Origin of the sequence: Paenibacillus agaridevorans (assembly GCF_018604145.1) — a bacterium.
GTDB lineage: Bacteria > Bacillota > Bacilli > Paenibacillales > Paenibacillaceae > Pristimantibacillus > Pristimantibacillus agaridevorans.
On the sequence record NZ_CP075889.1, the window covers coordinates 3572463 to 3590198 of the forward strand.

At 55.8% G+C, this 17736-nt stretch carries 11 protein-coding genes; 1 reads left to right on the forward strand and 10 read right to left on the reverse strand.

Annotated features, from left to right (window positions below):
- Window positions 1-339: 339 nt before the first annotated feature.
- From KJW29_RS15130 to KJW29_RS15175, 10 genes are all read right to left on the reverse strand, one after another.
- On the reverse strand, window positions 340-1998 hold the full coding sequence (locus KJW29_RS15130) for a glycoside hydrolase family 3 protein (RefSeq protein WP_214630412.1): 1659 nt from the start codon (window positions 1996-1998) through the stop codon (window positions 340-342).
- Window positions 1999-2019: 21 nt separating this feature from the next.
- Entirely contained in the window at window positions 2020-3642 is a 1623-nt protein-coding gene (locus tag KJW29_RS15135) for a response regulator transcription factor (RefSeq protein WP_214630413.1), read from the reverse strand.
- The gene (locus KJW29_RS15140) at window positions 3639-5450 is read right to left on the reverse strand and encodes a cache domain-containing sensor histidine kinase (protein ID WP_108995734.1); all 1812 of its coding nucleotides are present in this window, start codon (window positions 5448-5450) and stop codon (window positions 3639-3641) included. Before KJW29_RS15140 ends, KJW29_RS15135 begins: the two co-directional genes overlap by 4 nt.
- Before the next feature lie 13 nt (window positions 5451-5463).
- Window positions 5464-6849, reverse strand: coding sequence for an extracellular solute-binding protein (locus KJW29_RS15145; protein WP_214630414.1), 1386 nt, complete (start codon window positions 6847-6849; stop codon window positions 5464-5466).
- Between the two features lie 124 nt (window positions 6850-6973).
- On the reverse strand, window positions 6974-7165 hold the full coding sequence (locus tag KJW29_RS15150) for a hypothetical protein (RefSeq protein WP_087571561.1): 192 nt from the start codon (window positions 7163-7165) through the stop codon (window positions 6974-6976).
- Window positions 7166-7171: 6 nt separating this feature from the next.
- The gene (locus KJW29_RS15155) at window positions 7172-10162 is read right to left on the reverse strand and encodes a DEAD/DEAH box helicase (RefSeq protein WP_214630415.1); all 2991 of its coding nucleotides are present in this window, start codon (window positions 10160-10162) and stop codon (window positions 7172-7174) included.
- Window positions 10159-11760 carry an SWIM zinc finger family protein gene (locus KJW29_RS15160; RefSeq protein ID WP_214630416.1) on the reverse strand — a complete coding sequence of 534 codons (1602 nt, stop codon included), beginning with the start codon at window positions 11758-11760 and terminating at the stop codon, window positions 10159-10161. The genes KJW29_RS15155 and KJW29_RS15160 overlap by 4 nt, the downstream gene beginning before the upstream one ends.
- A gap of 132 nt (window positions 11761-11892) precedes the next feature.
- A complete protein-coding gene (locus KJW29_RS15165) occupies window positions 11893-13452 on the reverse strand; it encodes an ABC-F family ATP-binding cassette domain-containing protein (protein WP_214630417.1) in 1560 nt (519 codons plus the stop codon).
- A gap of 30 nt (window positions 13453-13482) precedes the next feature.
- A complete protein-coding gene (locus KJW29_RS15170; protein ID WP_087571557.1) occupies window positions 13483-15231 on the reverse strand; it encodes a sensor histidine kinase in 1749 nt (582 codons plus the stop codon).
- A gap of 23 nt (window positions 15232-15254) precedes the next feature.
- Window positions 15255-15926: a tetratricopeptide repeat protein gene (locus tag KJW29_RS15175; protein ID WP_214630418.1), complete on the reverse strand. Its 672-nt coding sequence runs from the start codon at window positions 15924-15926 to the stop codon at window positions 15255-15257.
- 183 nt (window positions 15927-16109) lie between these two features.
- On the opposite strand from KJW29_RS15175, the gene KJW29_RS15180 reads away from it, so the two are divergent.
- Window positions 16110-17720 (forward strand): catalase, encoded by a 1611-nt coding sequence (locus KJW29_RS15180; protein WP_214630419.1) that lies wholly within the window; start codon window positions 16110-16112, stop codon window positions 17718-17720.
- Window positions 17721-17736: the final 16 nt, after the last annotated feature.

Genomic DNA, 17736 nt, shown 5'->3' on the forward strand with positions numbered 1-17736 from the left:
CAATGAGTCGCCCAGCACCTGCCAGGCATTTTATAGCGGAGTTTCCCGCTATATCCGGCGTCTCAACACCTGCCAGGCGCATTATAGCGGAGTTTCCCGCTATATCCGGCGACTCAGCACCTGCCAGGCGCATTATAGCGGAGTTTTCCGCTATATCCAACGACTCAGCATTTGCCAGGCTTATTATAGCGGAGTTTATCGCTATAGTCTGCGACCTAGCACCTGCCAGGCGAATTGCGCGAGCGCCCCAGCCAGCCAAGTCAGCAAGCAAACCAAAAAAGTCCTCCGCATCGTACATTACGATTGGAGGACTTTGTCTATTTATGGCTCGGCGAAACGTTACTCCACGCTCCAGCCGAAAGGATACGCCGGCGAAATTTCCAGGGGGAGCTTCCCCTGCGGCTTCAGGTCGCCGAGCAGCGCCTTCGCCGCGGAAGACAGCGCCAGCGGTCTGCACTCGTATACGGCGAGGTATGCGAGCACATCAGGGAATAGCAGCAGATCCAGCGGATTGCGTACGGATACCGCCACGACGCGGTCGCCTGCCAGCTCTATCGCCTGACGGGCGATGTCGCGCTCCAGCGGATGCTTTGCAGCGTCGTAAGTGACGACGACGATCTGTTCGAATGCATCCAAACCCGCGAGCGGGTCCGCCCCGTCCATTCGGCGTTCCACGACGTTCGCGGCGCCGTAATGACTCAGGTAGCCGCCTAACGTGCCGTCGCCGGACAACATCTCGTCAGCGACGGATACCGGCACGATGCTCGGCCATAACACGAGCATGCTCGCTTCGCGCCGAAGCGGCAGCAAGCCGCCTTCGTTCTTCACTAACGTCACGGAGGCTTCGCTCCAGCGGCGGGCAACTTCCTTGTTGTCTTCCGTGCCTATAACAGCCGCCACCTGCTCCCATGCGCCAATCGGCTCATCCAGCCGCAGCTTCGACTTCAGGCGCATAATGCGGCCCACCGCTTCGTCGATTCTCGCCTCGGACAATTCGCCGCTTTCCACCGCGGCTGTGACAGCCTCCAGCGCCGCACGCTGCTTCTCGATCGTATGGCTGACGAGCACCATGTCGGCTCCGGCTTGTATCGCTCTCACTGAGCCTTGCGCAGGCCCGTAATGCTCGTCGATCGCGCTCATCTCCAGGCAGTCGGTTACGACGACGCCGTCGTAGCCCAGCTCCCCGCGAAGCAAGCCCGTCAGCACTTTCTCGGACAACGTGGAAGGTACGCCGCTCGGCTCAAGCGCCGGCAACACGACATGCGCCGTCATGATGCAGTCCGTGCCTGCGGCAATCGCCGCGCGGAACGGCCGCAGCTCGATCGCATCCAGCCGATCGCGGTTATGCGGCAATACCGGCAACGCGTGGTGGGAGTCGACGGACGTGTCGCCATGTCCGGGGAAGTGCTTTACCGTCGCCGCCACGCCAGCGGACTGGTATCCTTCCACGGCAGCGGCTCCCAGCTCTGACACGACCTCCGCGCGGTCGCTGTACGAGCGGACGTTGATAACGGGATTGTCCGGATTGTTGTTGACGTCGATACAAGGGGCGTAGTTTAGCGTGATTCCAAGCTTCCTGAGCTCTTCGCCGGATACTTTTGCCGTCTCGCGAGCCGCTTCGGCCTGCCCCGTGGCGCCAAGCGCCATATTGCCGGGCATCAGCGTGACGCCGTCGACGAGTCTGGCCACCATGCCGCCTTCTTGATCGATGGCGATAAACAGCGGCGCCCGTCCTGACACGGCCGCCTTCTCTTGCAGCTTGACCGAGAGGTTATGCACCTGCTCCGCATTCTGCACGTTGCGGGTGAAGTAGATCGTCCCTCCGATCCCATACTCTTCGATCAGCGAGTTGAGGTCACCCGATGGCTCGTAACCATGGAATCCGAATACGAACAGCTGTCCGATCTTCTCCTTCAAGCTCCAATTCCTCCAATTGCTCTCCTTGCCCCATTCGCTCGATACGCTCGCATTCGACCGTCGTTCCCGTCCTTCCAACATTTCAACCCATCCTCTCAGCTGTTAGTGTACCGTATCATCCTCGACTTGAAATTTGGCACGAAAGTCCGACGGATTGTCGCCGGTATACTTCATGAACACCTTCGTGAAATACCTTCTCTCCGCATACCCGACCTCTTTGGCGATTTGGGCCACGCTTTTCCCCGTCTCCGCCAGCATCGTCTTGGCACGCTCCATCCGCTCCCGCGTCACGTATTCGATAAACGTCTCGCCGAATGTCTGCTTGAACAGCAGGCTGAAGTACGACGTGCTCAAACCCACATGGGTTGCCGCTTCTTCCACGCTCAGATCTCGGCATAGATTGCGATTAAGGAATGCTCTCGCCTCCAGCAAGGACAGCTCCGACTGCTTCTTCTTGTCGATTGACCGATCCGTCACCGCGGCCGTTACCTGACGGATAAAGGTCAAGAGATCTTTGATCAGGAAACGCCGGTCCAACCTGCGCCATAGCTGCTCCTCCTGCTCCCTCGTAAATACGGCCATCTCCTTCATCTCCCGCATAAGATGGAGCACGAAGAAGTGGAGCAGCGGCTTCACCCGGGCGCTATGTTGATCGTTGAGATGCTGCAATTGGGACGCGATTTGGTCCACCTCGACGTTTACAGCCGCGGTATCGCCCCGCTTGACGGCGCTGATCAGCTTTTCCGCCGTTACCCAAAATGCCTTGTCTTCGGCAGGTCCGCGTTCCCCATCCGTCGGATACAACGTGATCGTGTCATGAGCAGGCGTCAACTGCATGCCGAGCTGCACCTGCTTATAGGCCGCAGACAGCTCCTCCACGCCCGCGAATCGCCTGTAGATTCCCGCGTTCAGCGACAGCTTTACATGGTTCCGGACCGCCGTCATCAGCATGTCTGCCCACTCTTTGACCGGTTGCTCTTCGAATTCGGCAGCTCCCGCCGTCTCGATCAGCACGCACCATTCCCCGTCTCTCATCTGGATAACGGCATGATGCAGACCGTTGCCCTGCAGCTTCTCCCTCAGCACATTGCATACCGCGAAATTCCACAGCTTGCGCTCCTTGTCCGCCCAGTCCCGCCAATCCTTTGTTTTCTCCGAGCTGACGTCAAGATCCAGTACGATCATGACGAAACGCTGCGTCCGCAGCTGCTGCTCGTCGCCGGAGAACAGCCAGTGACTGCCCGAAAAATCGGTATAATCCATAATCAGATCGTAGAGTATTTTCTCGCTGGCCAGATCGATCATCCGGCCCAGCTTCTGCTGTTCCTCGTGCTGCTGCTTCGCCTTGCTGCGCTGATTCGACATCACTCTTGCAATAACGCCTGTCAGCTCGTCATAGGGAATCGGCTTAAGCACATAATCGTTGACGCCGTATTGAATAGCCGCTCTCGTATAAGCAAAGTCCTGATAGCCGGACAACATAATAATGTCGCAGGTCATCTCCCGCTCCCGGATCAGGCGCACGAGCTCCAGTCCGTCCATAACCGGCATTCGTATATCGCAGAGCAGGAGCTGCACGGATTGCTGCTCCAGAAGCTGGAGCGCTTCTACGCCGTTTTTGGCAGAGCCTGCAACTTGGAGACCTAGCATTTCCCAAGGAATAACCTTTTCCAAGTTTCGGGTAATGTGAGCTTCATCGTCTACCAGGAGCACCTTGTCGCTCATGCGCTCTCACCTCTGCTTTTTGGAATGATGCATCTGATCGTCGTGCCTTCCCCTTCTGTGCTGCAGATCATCATGCCATAACCCGGTCCATAATGAATGCGGAGCCGGTCGGCGACATTGCGTATGCCAAGTCCTCTCCGTTCGCCAAGTTCGGCCTCGTCTTGACTTTTCCTCGACGGACTGTAACCCTCCGCCAGCTTCTGCAGGACCTCCTGGCTCATGCCCTTGCCATTATCGCTGACCATGATCACGAGCGAGTGAGGTTCGACAGAGACGTCGATCGAGATGACGCCTTGGCCGTCCTCGTACCCGTCGAAGCCGTGCTGGATGCTGTTCTCGACAAGAGGCTGAAGCGTAAGCTTCAAAATACTATATTGCAGCGCCTCCTCCGGCACTTGAAGCTCATAGGAGAACAACTCCTCGAAGCGATACTTCTGAATCTCCAGATAGCTGCGTACATGCTCGATCTCCTGCTTGATGCCGATCTCCTCGGAGTGATGCATGCTCGTGCGGAGCAGATTGCTGAGCCGCCTCACCATCAGCATGATCTTGGCTCCTTCGTTCTGCGCCGCGAGCGCGTTGATGGACTCCAGCGTATTGAACAGGAAATGCGGCTTGATCTGCGCCTGCATCAGCATCATCTCCGCGTGTTGCTTCCGGTCCTGCTCCCTGCGAACCTCGCTTAGCAGATTACCGATCCGCTCCACCATGCTGTTGAAGCTGTTAGCCAAAAGCACCGTCTCGTCCTTTCCCTGCGCAGTCACCCGGATATCGAGCAGCCCCTGCTCGACGAGTCGCATTTTGCGGACGACCTTGATGATCGACTTGGCGACCCGATTAACGAAAAAGACGTTGAAGAGCACGGCCGACAGCAAGCCCAGCACCGTAATCATGCCAATCCACTGCACAAATCGGATGTTCTCGTCGGTTAATGTATTCCATGGCTGTACGGACAGCAGCACCCAATCGTTAAGCCCCAGCTTATAGGAAGAAACGAGACTGTCCACTCCGTCGAACTTCATCCTCGCGCTCTTGTATTCCTGCGTTAACTGGGGCATGGAGTTGGTATACAGATCGATGCTCCCGCCATCGTATTCCTTGTTGCTGTCCAGCATGATGAGACCTTTGCCGTTCATAATAAAATAACGCGAGCCCTGCGAATCCGGATCCGGATTCTGGAACCCTTTTAGCATGCTGCTGACATCCTCGGTCTTGTACTGAGTGACCATGATGCCGATATCGTTAAAGGATTGAATGTCCTTAACGACGCGCAGCATGGTGAACAGCGGCGGATCGACGCCCGTCAGTTCCTTCTGCTCATGCGGCCCGATCCAAAGCGGGATGCCTCCGAGTCGAATGACATCGTCGTAGAGAGAATGCTGCCGCAGCTGCTCGAACGTAATCGGACGGAACGTCGTGGGATCATTGCGATTCGAACGGTACATCGTGCCGTCGCTGGAATACAAGACAACATAGCTGACGGCAGGATGCTGGAACAGAATGCTGCTGATCTGTTTTTCGTCCTGATTAATGCGAATGATCGTGCTTGGATCGTCCATGGACAGATCGTTCTGCTTTAAAATATCCTGAACGACGCTGCTAATGACGTTGCCGTTGGACAACTGATTCAGCTCGCGGAAAAAATAAGAAAGATTGCCGCCGATCGCTTTCATCGTGATTTCCGACTGCTCGCTGTACTTCTTCTCCAGCAGCGTCTCGGAGTTCAGGAAGGAGAAGATGCCGAGCACGATCATCGGGATAATAATAAGCGTAATGAAGGCCAGCATCAGCTTCGGTCTCAGATTCATCTTGCCCGGCCTCCTATTTGCTGTCGTCCCCGGTTATAATGCCGGATCCCGCCGCATGGCCGATATGGCCAAGCCCCGCTTCGTTAACCTGGGCCAGATTGGCCTTATCCTGCGCTTCCTGAATAGACTGCGCCACCTTCTCGGGCGTGCTAAGACCGCCGATCAGCTTCTGCAGCCCGACTCCGATCTCCGAAGTTACGCTTGGCTGCACAATGGCATCGAAAGCCGGCCAAGTGCTCGAAGCTTGCCCCATAACCGTCAACACTTCATTAACGATGGGATCCGTGTCGGTGAGATCGGTGAACTTCATGGAAGGCAGCAGCTTATCCTCGTCCATCGCCCGCTTCTGCACGCTTTCGTTAAAGAAGTTGGCGATAAAAGCTTTGACGACCCCGATCTGTTCCTCGGACAGATTGGAAGAGAAGCCGAAGCCGTTGGAATACGAAGCATTGATGGAGCTTTGGTCGCCAAGCCCGCCGGGAATCGACGGAAACGCAAAAAATCCGATGCCGCCACGCGGAATCCCCGTTTCCACGCTTGTGAAGTGGCTCATGTCCCAGGTTCCCGTGAACACCATCGCCGCTTTGCTCTTTAGCAATTGCGCTCCTTGCTCAGCATATTCGAAGCCAAGCGCCCCGCTCGGAAAGTATTTGCGCCGGATCAGCTCATTGTAAGCTTCGAACCCTTGGATAAAACCCGGGTCGGTCCACTTCGTCTCCCCCGTCAGCAAGCCGCCGAACGCCTCGATGCCCACGTATCGGACCATGATCGTATTCCACATCATGCCGATTGCCCACGCATCCTTCGCGGCCAGGCCGAACGGCACATATCCCGCCGCCTTGATGGTCTCCGCCGTATCCAGCAGTCCATCCCATGTTTTGGGAATGGACAAGCCCAGCTCCTTGAATATTTGTTTGTTGTAGAAAATCCCTTCGCTATAACCGCCGTATGGCACGCCATACACCCGGCCGTCGATTGTAAATTCGGACAAACTCTCGAACTTGTCCGTCAGCTCCAGCTCCTCCAGAATCGGAGTGAGATCCAGCATCCGGCCCGCCTTTACGTAGAGCTTTAGATCCGCTCCGCCAAACACCTCGAAGATATCGGGCGGATTGCCGACGGCCATCTCCTGCTTGAGCTTCGTATCGCGATTAACGATTTCGTCGATGCCCTCCAGCTGGAAGACAACGCCTTCGTTCTCGGCTTCCGTCTGCGCGACGACATCCTCGAGCACTCGCAATCTGGCTTTGCTCGTTTCCTTGATCTGCGTATGCCGCAGCGACAAGGTAACTTGCTTAAATTCCAGTTTGTCTTCGATTGCGGGGTTATTGCCGCTGCATGCGGAAGTCCCCGTGGCGACAATGAGAAGGACAACGATCAGGATCGAACTTCTGCGCAAGCTTGTTAACCCTCCTTACTTGTCTCCCTGTATCTTATTATATCCACATTCGCCTGCCTGCAAGGAGGTCCAAAAAACGATAACGAGGGGATACATTTCTATTATTTTTGCCGCAGCGGCAACCTTAATCTCGCAGCTTTTCGGTTGCTCCCCTGATTCGTTCGTACAGGGCTCGCCATTCTTCATTGCCTTGCGGCGGACCTGCCGGCTCTCCGGCTTCTTGCTCTTCGGAGCCGTTGCTCTTGCCGTTAATTGACCGAAGCGACCCAGGTTGCTTCAATCGATCAAGCCGATTCCGCGATTGTTCCTTCTCCAAACGTCATCACCCTTTCAGCCAATCGTCCCGGAGCGCGAACAGATCCTTTAATTCATCCGTGCTCATCTCCGTGATCCACTGCTCCGACACGCCGACAACCTGGTCGTTCAGCGATTGCTTGCTCTCGATCATCTCGTCGATCTTCTCTTCCAGCGTGCCGAGCGTAATGAACTTGTGCACCTGCACCTGGCGCGTCTGCCCGATCCGGAAAGCCCGGTCCGTTGCCTGGTTCTCGACGGCCGGATTCCACCAGCGGTCGAAGTGGAACACATGATTCGCGGCCGTCAGATTCAACCCCGTTCCGCCTGCCTTGAGAGACAGGACGAACGCGCCGCCCTTCTCATCCTCTTGAAATGCCGTAATCATTTCGTCGCGTTTCGCCTTCGGCACGCCGCCATGCAAGTATGGAACCTTGATGCCAAGCGACGCCTCGAGCGTTTCCTTGATCCGTGCTCCCATCTCTACGAATTGGGTGAAGATGAGACAACGTTCGCCTTCTGCCGCGATCTCCTCGCACATCTCCAGCAGCCTCGCCATCTTGCCCGATCGTTCGGCATCCCACTTCTCTGTCTCCGTCTCGTGCAGCAAAAGCGCGGGATGGTCGCATAGCTGCTTAAGCTTCGTGAGCGTCGCCAAAATAAGCCCGCGCCGCTGCATGGCATCCAGCGTATCCAGCTTCTCCATCAGCTCGGATACGATGTTCTCGTACAACGTTCCCTGCTCGGCGGTCAAGGTCATAAAACTTTTGGACTCGATCTTGTCCGGCAGCGACAGCTGGATGGCAGGGTCCTTCTTTACGCGACGCAGCATAAACGGCCTTACCCAGCGCTGCAGCCCTTGTATCATCGTTTCGTCCCTCGTCCTCTCGATCGGCGCGACGACCACTCTGCGGAAATCGGCCATGCTGCCGAGATAACCCGGATTGATAAAGTCGTAGATCGACCATAGCTCCGTCAGCCGATTTTCCATCGGCGTGCCGGTTAACGCGATCCTGTGGCGGGCGCCGAAGCTCCTGATCGCGCTGGATTGCTTTGTGTACACATTTTTAATATTTTGGGCCTCATCGAGACAAAGCGCGTTCCATTCCACAGCTCCGATATCCTCTTCATCCAGCTGCGCGAGCGAATACGAGGTGATGACCAGATCGTATTCTCCCGCGAGCTCCTTCAGCTCCTCGCCTTTCAACCGTTTGCCGCCGTAATGGATATGAACCCTGAGCGACGGCGCGAATCGCCGAAGCTCCTTCTCCCAGTTCCCGATAACGGATGTCGGACAGACCAGCAGCGACGCACCTGCGGCAGGATCACCCGACGCCTGTACGCAGCACAAATACGCGATGAACTGAATCGTTTTGCCGAGACCCATGTCGTCAGCCAACACGCCGCCCAGTCCGAACTGGCGCAGGAACAACAGCCAGGATACGCCCTGCAGCTGATATGGACGCAATTCGCCCAAAAACGACGACGGCAGCTCGGCCTCCGGAATGCGGGACACTTGCTGCAACTGCGCCAGCCAGGCGCCGAGATGTTCGTTCAACTCGACCTCGGCCCGCAAACCATCCTCGCTTTCGCTGTCCAGCTCCATCTCCGAGCCGCCCCGCAGATGCATCTCCAGCACGTCGCGGAAGGAGAGTCCCTTGCGCTTGCCTACCCGCTTCATCCAGGCGCGGATTTCCGCGACGTCCTGCGGATCAAGATGGACCCACTGATCGCCCACTTGCACCAGCCTTCTGTTCTCCTCCGCCATTTGCATAAATTCGGCTTCGGAGAGATCGATATTGCCCAGAGCCAGCTTCCAGTCGAACTGGACGATCTGGTCGAGACCGAACATCGGCTGCGCAGCGGAACCGACCGACGACTTGAGCTTTGCCCGCACTCTCAGCTTTCGGCTGCGAACCGCCTCCCACCATGCAGGAAGGAGGACTGGCGTACCCGCCTCCAGCAGCCGAAGACTGTCGTGCTCCAGGAAACTCCATGCTTCCTGCTCCGTCAAGGACCAGCGAAGCGATGCCGAATCCTTTATCGTTCTATCTCCTGCTTCATCTTCCGATTCTCCCGCCTCGGCAAGATGAGGCAATACCTGCGCCCACTTGGACTCTTCCTTGTTCATCTTGCCGACGAGCGGCTCCTGCCAATCGGCAGGCAATCCGTTGCCAGCGTCAAGATCGACGACTCCATTGGCGTCATAATCGCCATATTCTGGACCGGCCTCGTCCTTCCGCTCAGCCTGCCAATCTCCGGCGGGATTCTTGGCAATCGTCCGCCACTCTCCGCCCGACTGATCCTGCAGCGCGGGGCGCAATCTCCAGCCCAATCCTTCGCCGGGCTCCAGCAATTGAAGCGCCACGCGGAACGGCAGCATATCCCGGCGGAAACCAATGGCGATCAGCCATTCGTCTTCGTCGCTCCCCTTTTGCCTGAGCACGCCTTCGCCCATCTTGTTGCCAATCTCCGCCCAAGCGGCCGCCGCATCGTTGTCGCTGACCAGCAGTTCTTCGATCGCCGCGCCCAGCCACGCCTCCGCCCGGGCATCGCCATGTTCGGCCGCATCGCGAAGAGCCTGCTCCCAATCGTTCGCGAACTCGGCGGCGTCCTCCGGCAAGTCGGCCCTCCAGCTCCTCCGTTCCTCGCTCCAGTGCTGCCAGTCCGGCATATACCAGCCTCGCAGCAGCATCGTCCGGATCATGCCGGCGATTCGGATAAGGACGCTGAGCCGATCGCTCCACTTCACGTCAAGCAAACGGACATGACGGGGCTGCGACAAATAATCGACGGCGGCGAGCGGGCTCAGCTTGAGCAGGCTCTGTCCGCCGATTCGTTCCTCTTCTACGTCCGCTCCGTACCAAGAAGCCTTATGCCATGCGAACAACAACGAGCGCAGACGTCCTTCCGTCAAGTCCTTGCGCTCGACCGCGCCAAGCAGCAGCGCCGGGTTTCCTTCTTCCATGCTCCATTTGCCGTCCACCGTCAGGCTCCGAAAGTTCAATGATGTTCTCATACGCCGATTTTCCCTTTCCACAGCTCTTCCTGCAGCGCCCTGAGCCGTTGGTATTTCCCCATAATGCTTGCCACGTACAAATCCCAACGCTCTGCATCCTTCAGTCCCTTGTACAACTTCTCCAGCTTTTTAAGCTGCTTGACGGCTATCCGGTAGCCCTGCCGATTTCTCGTGGCGATATTCGCTTCGATGGATTGATGATAGATCGGCAGCAGCGATTCCGGCGATTGCTTGGCAACCTCGCGCAGCGCCGCCGCATCCAGCTCCTCCATCTTTGCTCCGACGAGCATCTGGAGATCGGCCCAATCCTCATAACGCTTGACGTTAAGCCAATGCTCGGAGAGATCCCCGAAGGAGTATGGCAACAGCCCGATCATATAAGACGCCCAGATTTCCTCCTGCGGCCGATCCTCGTCCGCGCGGCGGCACAGAGTCATAAATGGGCCGATATTGCGAGCATTTCTGGCGGCATGCACGCGCTCGAACAAATACGCCATCCATTGCTTCGCGGCTTCCCACTTGCCGGCTTCCATCCGCTGAGCCACGGAGGGATAGATAAGCTTTTGCGTCCGTTCGAAGGCGCTTTGCGAAAATTGCGCGATGGCCGCATCGTCATCCCCGTCCAGAAAGTAGAACATGCCCGCCGCCGCATGCAGAAACGAATCGTCGTTCTGGGGTTCCTTGCGCTCCGCTGCCGCAAGCAGCGCCGCCAACTCCCGATCGAACCAGTCCCTGCGCCGCGACAACACTTCGCAATAGGCCAGATACAACATCGGCCAATCGAATAGCTGGCGCTCGGCAATCATCGCCCTATGCTTCGCCCGTTCCGTAAGCGCCTCGGCCCAATGCAGCTCCGCCTCGCCCATCTCAAGGGGTTCAAGCTCCGACAACAAGGAGAAACCATGCTCCAGCCAAGGCTCTGCCATACGCAAGAACGACATCTCGTGATAATAGCGGCTAAAGCTGTCCACGGTCAGGATGGCCCGCTCAGCCTGCTCCAGCGTAAAGGCAATGGACGCCAGCCAGTGCAATCGCTGCATAGGCTTTTCCCATTCCCGCGACGTCCCCTTGAGCGCCGACAAGACGGGCTGCAGGGCATGAAGCGAATGCCGGCATTTCCTGAACGATTCGCCGTACTCGGCCTCCATCCAGGAGAACCACTCCTCTGGCGAACCGGAAGGACCCGGATTGCCGACGCCGACTTCGAACAAGGCCAATTGACCGGATTCCTCCTTCTTCTCCGGCTTCACGAGCTTGCTCGCGGGAGCCAATCCGAGCAGTCTGAAGTACGAAGCCTCCGCGGCTTCTTCTCCTTCCCGAAACGCCACATAATAGAAGTAGACGGCAACCATGTGCTTGCAATAATCGCCGTACGGACAGGTGCACTTGCTGTAGCGGAACTGTTCGGCGTCGATGACGACCGCATACAGCTCGGTCCCTTGGACGATGCCCGTCAAAATGTCGCTCGTCGTTTCCTTCGCGCTTTGAACGTAGCCGTTTTTGAAGTACTGCCAGCCGCGCTTGATCATGATGCCTTCTATGTTTTCGCCCATTTGTCCTTCGAGCGCCGTTAACATTCTGTCGTCGAATACACGCATTGCAGTCTTCCACCCGCCTCTCATCCGTTCTTTGCATTCTTTCCATTATAACACAAAAAAACGCCATCCCGGCGACGCGAGCCGCAGGATGGCGTTCCTGTTAAATCATCGATTTCGCTTAAAAGCTTCTCTCTATCCCCCCACGCTTTGCATCGCCCATGCTTCCACATCCCAAATCTTGGTTACCCAGTCCTCGTAGAATTCGGGTTCGTGGGACACAAGAACGACCGAACCCTTGTAAGCTTGCAAAGCCCGTTTCAATTCGGCTTTGGCATATACGTCCAAGTGGTTGGTCGGCTCGTCGAACAGGATCCAATTGCTTTCCCGCATCATCAGCTTGCAAAGACGAACCTTGGCTTGTTCGCCGCCGCTAAGCTGATTAAGGGCCCGCGTAATATGTTCATTTTTTAAACCGCAACGAGCTAATGCGGCCCGAACCTCATGCTGGCTCATCGAAGAGAACTCGTCCCATACGTCTTCCAGCGGAGTCATCGTGGGAGCCTTGGCTTCCTGTTCGAAGTAAGCGGGGGATAAATAATCGCCCAAATACGTTTTGCCAGCAAGAGGAGCAACGACTCCCAGAATCGTTTTAAGGAGCGTAGACTTACCAACACCGTTGCAACCTACGATTGCGATCTTATCGCCACGCTCGATGACCATATCCATTTTGGGAAGCAGCGGCTTATTGTAGCCGATGACCATTCCCTCCGCTTCGAATACGGTTTTGCCGCTCGTTCTGGATTCTTTGAAGTTAAAAGTCGGTCTTGCCGCTTCCTCCGGCTTGTCGATCCGGTCTATTCGGTCAAGCTGCTTTTCCCGGCTTTTTGCCCGCCCCGAGGTCGAAGCGCGCGCTTTGTTTTTCTGAATAAACTCTTCTTGCTTCTTAATATATTCCTGTTGTTTCTCGTAGGCGTCGATATGCTGCGATTTGTTCAGTTCGGCCATCTCCAGGAACTTATCGTAATTGGCCGAGTAACGCGTCAATTTCGTGAATTCGAGATGATAGATCACGCCCACGACCTGATTCATGAAGGACGTCTCATGGGAAATCAGAATAAACGCGTGCGGATAATTTCTTAAATAATTCGTAAGCCAGTTAATATGCTCGTCATCCAAATAGTTTGTAGGCTCGTCCAGCAATAACACGCCGGGCTTCTCCAGCAAAAGCTTGGCGAGCAGCACCTTCGTCCGTTGTCCGCCGCTTAACGCCGTCACATCGCGATCGAGTCCGATCGCGGTAAGGCCTAAACCGTTGGCCATCTCGTCGACCTTAACGTCAATGAGATAGAAATCGCCGATTTCAAGCTCCTCTTGAATCTCTCCCATCCGAATCAATAGCTGCTCCAGCGTATCCGGGTCCGCGTCGCCCATCTGCAACGTAATTTCATTCAGCTCGTTTTCCAGCACGAGCAAAGGAGCAAAGGCGTCCTTCAACACGTCACGGATGGTCTTGCCCGCTTCGAGCTTCGTATGTTGGTCCAAATATCCGTATTGAACGCGTGGCGTCCATTCGACCTTGCCTTCGTCCTTGAGCAGCTTCCCCGTCAAAATATTCATAAGGGTAGACTTCCCTGTGCCGTTTGCGCCTACCAGCCCGACATGCTCCCCCTCCAACAAACGGAAGGAAACGTTTCTAAACAATACCCGATCGCCAAACGTATGCGATAATTGCTCAACCGTCAACAAACTCATGATTCTTTATCTCCATTCTTTTGCATTTAACTATGAGAGCGGAATATACACGGATAAAGTCAGCTTATCCGGGCTTGTCGCAAATACGGTGACTTTGCCCTTGTATCGTTCCGCAATCGATTTGACGATCGACAAACCGAGTCCTTGATGATCATCCTGTTTCGTGGAGAAGCCTGCTTTAAACAGCGGCTTCTGAACGAGCTCCTCGGCATTAAGACAGGTATTGGTAATAATGATCTCCAGCGCGTGCCCCCTTTGCGCGACGGCAAGCTCTACCTCTCGGATGCTTTCGTCGTATTTCAGTACTTCGTCAAAGGCATTGTCGATAAGATTGCCCAGCACCCGATTCATATCCAGCGTCTTGGCCCCCATGTCCTGCAGATCAAGACCGCTTACGCTGCATTCCAATGTGATCCGGTAGCTCTCCGCCTGCGAGATTTTGGAACGGATAAGCGCGGCGATCGCCGGATTGCCGATATTGATATAATCGTTGACCGATCGGATATCGCTGGTCAATTCTTTGGTGTAGGCAACTAGTTCCTGATGTTTGTTAAGCTCCGCAAGCGCCCTGATCGTCTGGACATGGTTCAGGAAATCGTGCCGCTGGGCTTTGACGGAGTGGAACAAGCTGTTGATCTCTTCCACGTACGTCTCCTGGGCGACTTGTACCGCTTTTTCGCGGGTATATTTGTAATAGCGGAGAGCGGTGTAGGCAATCGCCAGGCTAACGATCGACAATAAAACAATGATAAGACCCAGATTTAGAAATTGGTTGTCCAGTTTGCTTTTAATAACCTCGTAATCCGAAGCGATCGTCAGCACGTAGCTGTCCAACTGCTTGCCGTATTCGTCCGTAATGCTGATCCCTTTGTCTTTTACGAATACGGGGATAAACAGCTTATAGACCGACTTGCCCCCCGCCTTTTCCTCCAGCGTGAGCACTTCGTGCTCCTGGTAAGCACGGCGTACGTATTCGACGTCGCGATCCAGCTTAATCGTATAATCGCCATAGATGACGGGACGCTGCACATGATGCTCCTGCTCCTCGCCGTTCTCCGTAGGCGTCCAGATCCCGTCCGGAAAGGTTGCCGGATTGATGGCAGCAATCTCCATAATGGAGTCGCTTCTGTTCTCCAGCTCGGAGATCAGACGTTCTGCCCCCGTAATCCGGTTGTACTCGTCAAGCCTCGCAAAGCTGACGTAGGGATCGGTAATATAATTTGTTGTTCCGTCGTAATAGTAGCCCCACTTGTAAACTTTGTCCAGCTCCGTGGAGGATACCTCGAACGGACCGCTCCAGAAGTTCTCCATGGACTGCCCGAGCCACTCTTCCTTAACGACTTCCTTCGCGAACAACTGCTTGAATACCTGATGCCAGGGATCCCAGCTCTTCGTGCTCTTACCAATCTGCGAACCATCGGATGAGCGATGCAGCACAATATCATTGCCTGTTTGCTTCAGCAGCGTAATATGGGCGATGTCCAGCTTCCTGCTCAGCTCCTGAAGCTGCTCCGAAGTCACTTTCTCCACGTCGGGATCAAGGGCGTACTGGGCGGCAATGGACGCCGCGCGAAGCTCCCGGCCGATCTGATCCTCATAATGCTCGGCGCCCATGCGAGACTGCTCGACGGCGATTTCGATCTGACTCGCAAGCGTCAGCAGCTCTTCCCTATGACTTTCTTCCAAAGTTGATTTGGTCAAGAAGTAGTAGACCGTGTTATTAACTAATATGAGCGTAACGATGACGCCGATTGCGATCAGCCATAGATTGCGTTGCATGTGTTGCATCTTGCCCCTTTACCTTATTTTTTGAGCAGCAGCCGCAGTGCCCAGCCGCGCTCCGCGCGTTTCCTGTACTTAGGCAAGGAACGATAGACGCGCAGCCCTTCCTCCGCCGAGCTCTTTGCCTCCGCTTCTTTCCCCATCCGTTTGTAGACCTCGGCAAGCCGGTAGTAGGATTCGCACGAGGAAGAATGGATGTCCTGGAACGCGCGCAAATAGCGAAGAGCCTTCTCTTGATCGCCGCCGTCCGCGCTCATCGCCGCAAGCCTCAAATAGGGCGTGCCGTATTTGACCCTCGAATTAATCTCGAGCGCGCGCAACAGGGCAGCTTCTCCCTCCGCCTTATTGTCTTCGGCCGCCAGCGCCAGCCCCAGATCGGCCCAATATTCCGCCGAATCCTCCAGAACTCTTTTGAGCGGCTCCAGCAAACGAATCGCTTCTCCGTATTTCTTTTTGTCGATGAGCAGCCGGGCAAGCTCTTGCTTCGCGGACACGTCATTTGGAGAAGCCGTCATTATGTTCCTTAACTTGCGGATTCGCGAGTTGCGCTTAAGCGGCGCCAGCAGACTGGGAGACAAACCTACGAATCTGCGGTCTATGACATACAAAATAAACAGCAACAGAATGATGGCAAAAAACGGGTTGCCAAGCAGCCAGGACAACCACAGGAATAAAAAGGTCAGCTTGAACATGAATTCGTTCCCCCATAACGATCGATATCAATGACAAATAATCTCGTTCCATCATACCACAATCAGGGATTTTGTAACGGGTTGGCATCGTATTTCATACATGCTTTTCGCATATTCATTCCACCGCCGCAACATACTACACGGGAAACATTACCACATCAGCCCAAGGAGGCAGACAATCTCATGGACAACAAAAGAGGCGTCGAGGACGAGCGAAGCCGCGGTCTGGCACCGGGAGAGACAGAGCAGTCGCTGACGGATCGCCAAGGGCATCCCATTACAGACAACCAGAATATTCGCACGATCGGCAACAGAGGACCTTCAACGCTGGAGAACTATCATTTTATCGAAAAAATATCGCATTTCGACCGAGAGCGCGTGCCGGAACGGGTCGTTCATGGCAGAGGCGCCGGCGCTCACGGCTACTTCGAAGCGTACGGAAAGCTTGGCGATGAGCCCGTCTCGAAATATACGAGGGCCAAGCTGTTCCAAGAAGCCGGCAAGCAGACGCCTGTCTTCGTCCGCTTCTCTTCCGTCATTCACGGCGGGCACTCTCCCGAGACGCTTCGGGATCCGCGCGGCTTCGCGGTCAAATTTTATACGGAGGACGGCAATTGGGATCTCGTCGGCAACAATCTAAAGATCTTCTTTATCAGAGACGCCATGAAGTTCCCGGATATGGTTCACGCGTTTAAACCCGATCCCGTCACGAACGTGCAAAGCATGGAGCGGTTCTTCGACTTCGTCTCCCAGTCGCCGGAAGCGACGCATATGATCACGTTCCTGTTCTCGCCTTGGGGGGTTCCGGCCAATTACCGGCAGATGCAGGGCTCCGGCGTCAACACGTACAAATGGGTCAATGCCGAAGGCAAGGGCGTGCTTGTCAAATATCATTGGGAGCCGCTGAAGCAGGGCATTCGCAACCTGACCCAGGATGAAGCGGAGAAGATTCAAGCGAAGAACTTCAATCATGCCACGCAGGATCTGTACGAGGCGATCGAAAAAGGCGATTACCCGGAGTGGGAGCTGCAAGTGCAATGGATGAGCGACGACGAACATCCCGAGCTTGATTTCGACCCGCTTGACGATACAAAGCTGTGGCCGCCGGAGCAATTCCCTATGCTCCCCGTCGGCAAGATGGTGCTTAACCGCAATCCGGCCAACTATTTCGCCGAGGTGGAGCAAGCGGCGTTCGGCACGGGCGTGCTCGTAGACGGGCTCGACTTCTCAGACGACAAAATGCTGCAGGGCCGTACCTTCTCGTATTCCGATACGCAGCGCTACCGGGTAGGAAGCAACTATTTGCAGCTCCCTATCAATGCGCCGAAAAAACGCGTGACGACCAATCAGCGCGACGGGCAGATGGCGTTTTACGTCGACGTAGCGCCCGGACAGAACCCGCATATTAACTACGAGCCGTCTTCGCTAGGCGGACTGTCCGAGGCCGATCGGCCGGGGGAACCGCACGAGCCGTTGTACAATGCCAAGCTGACGCGGCGGAAGATCGACCGGGAGAACAACTTCGCGCAGGCGGGCGACACCTACCGCAAGCTCGAGCAGTGGGAGCGCGACGATCTCATTACGAATCTCGTCGACGCGCTCGGCACGTGCGCCGATCACATCCGCGAGACGATGATCAGCCACTTTACGGCTGCGGACGCCGACTACGGACGGCGCGTGGCGGAAGGTCTGGCGGCGGCCGGAAGCGCGGGCAACGGACATGTCGGCACGAAAGCCGCGAACGATGGCATGGAAATGGCGGCCGAGCTCGGCCATTCGACCGACGGCTATTGATTCCGACGAGCAATAA

What these genes read in the sequence shown, in the direction of transcription:
- KJW29_RS15180 (WP_214630419.1), top strand. Translation starts at nt 16,110, where the DNA reads ATGGACAACAAAAGAGGCGTCGAGGACGAGCGAAGCCGCGGTCTGGCA.
- KJW29_RS15155 (WP_214630415.1), bottom strand. Translation starts at nt 10,162, where the DNA reads ATGAGAACATCATTGAACTTTCGGAGCCTGACGGTGGACGGCAAATGG.
- KJW29_RS15165 (WP_214630417.1), bottom strand. Translation starts at nt 13,452, where the DNA reads ATGAGTTTGTTGACGGTTGAGCAATTATCGCATACGTTTGGCGATCGG.
- KJW29_RS15130 (WP_214630412.1), bottom strand. Translation starts at nt 1,998, where the DNA reads ATGTTGGAAGGACGGGAACGACGGTCGAATGCGAGCGTATCGAGCGAA.
- KJW29_RS15135 (WP_214630413.1), bottom strand. Translation starts at nt 3,642, where the DNA reads ATGAGCGACAAGGTGCTCCTGGTAGACGATGAAGCTCACATTACCCGA.
- KJW29_RS15170 (WP_087571557.1), bottom strand. Translation starts at nt 15,231, where the DNA reads ATGCAACGCAATCTATGGCTGATCGCAATCGGCGTCATCGTTACGCTC.
- KJW29_RS15160 (WP_214630416.1), bottom strand. Translation starts at nt 11,760, where the DNA reads ATGCGTGTATTCGACGACAGAATGTTAACGGCGCTCGAAGGACAAATG.
- KJW29_RS15140 (WP_108995734.1), bottom strand. Translation starts at nt 5,450, where the DNA reads ATGAATCTGAGACCGAAGCTGATGCTGGCCTTCATTACGCTTATTATT.
- KJW29_RS15175 (WP_214630418.1), bottom strand. Translation starts at nt 15,926, where the DNA reads ATGTTCAAGCTGACCTTTTTATTCCTGTGGTTGTCCTGGCTGCTTGGC.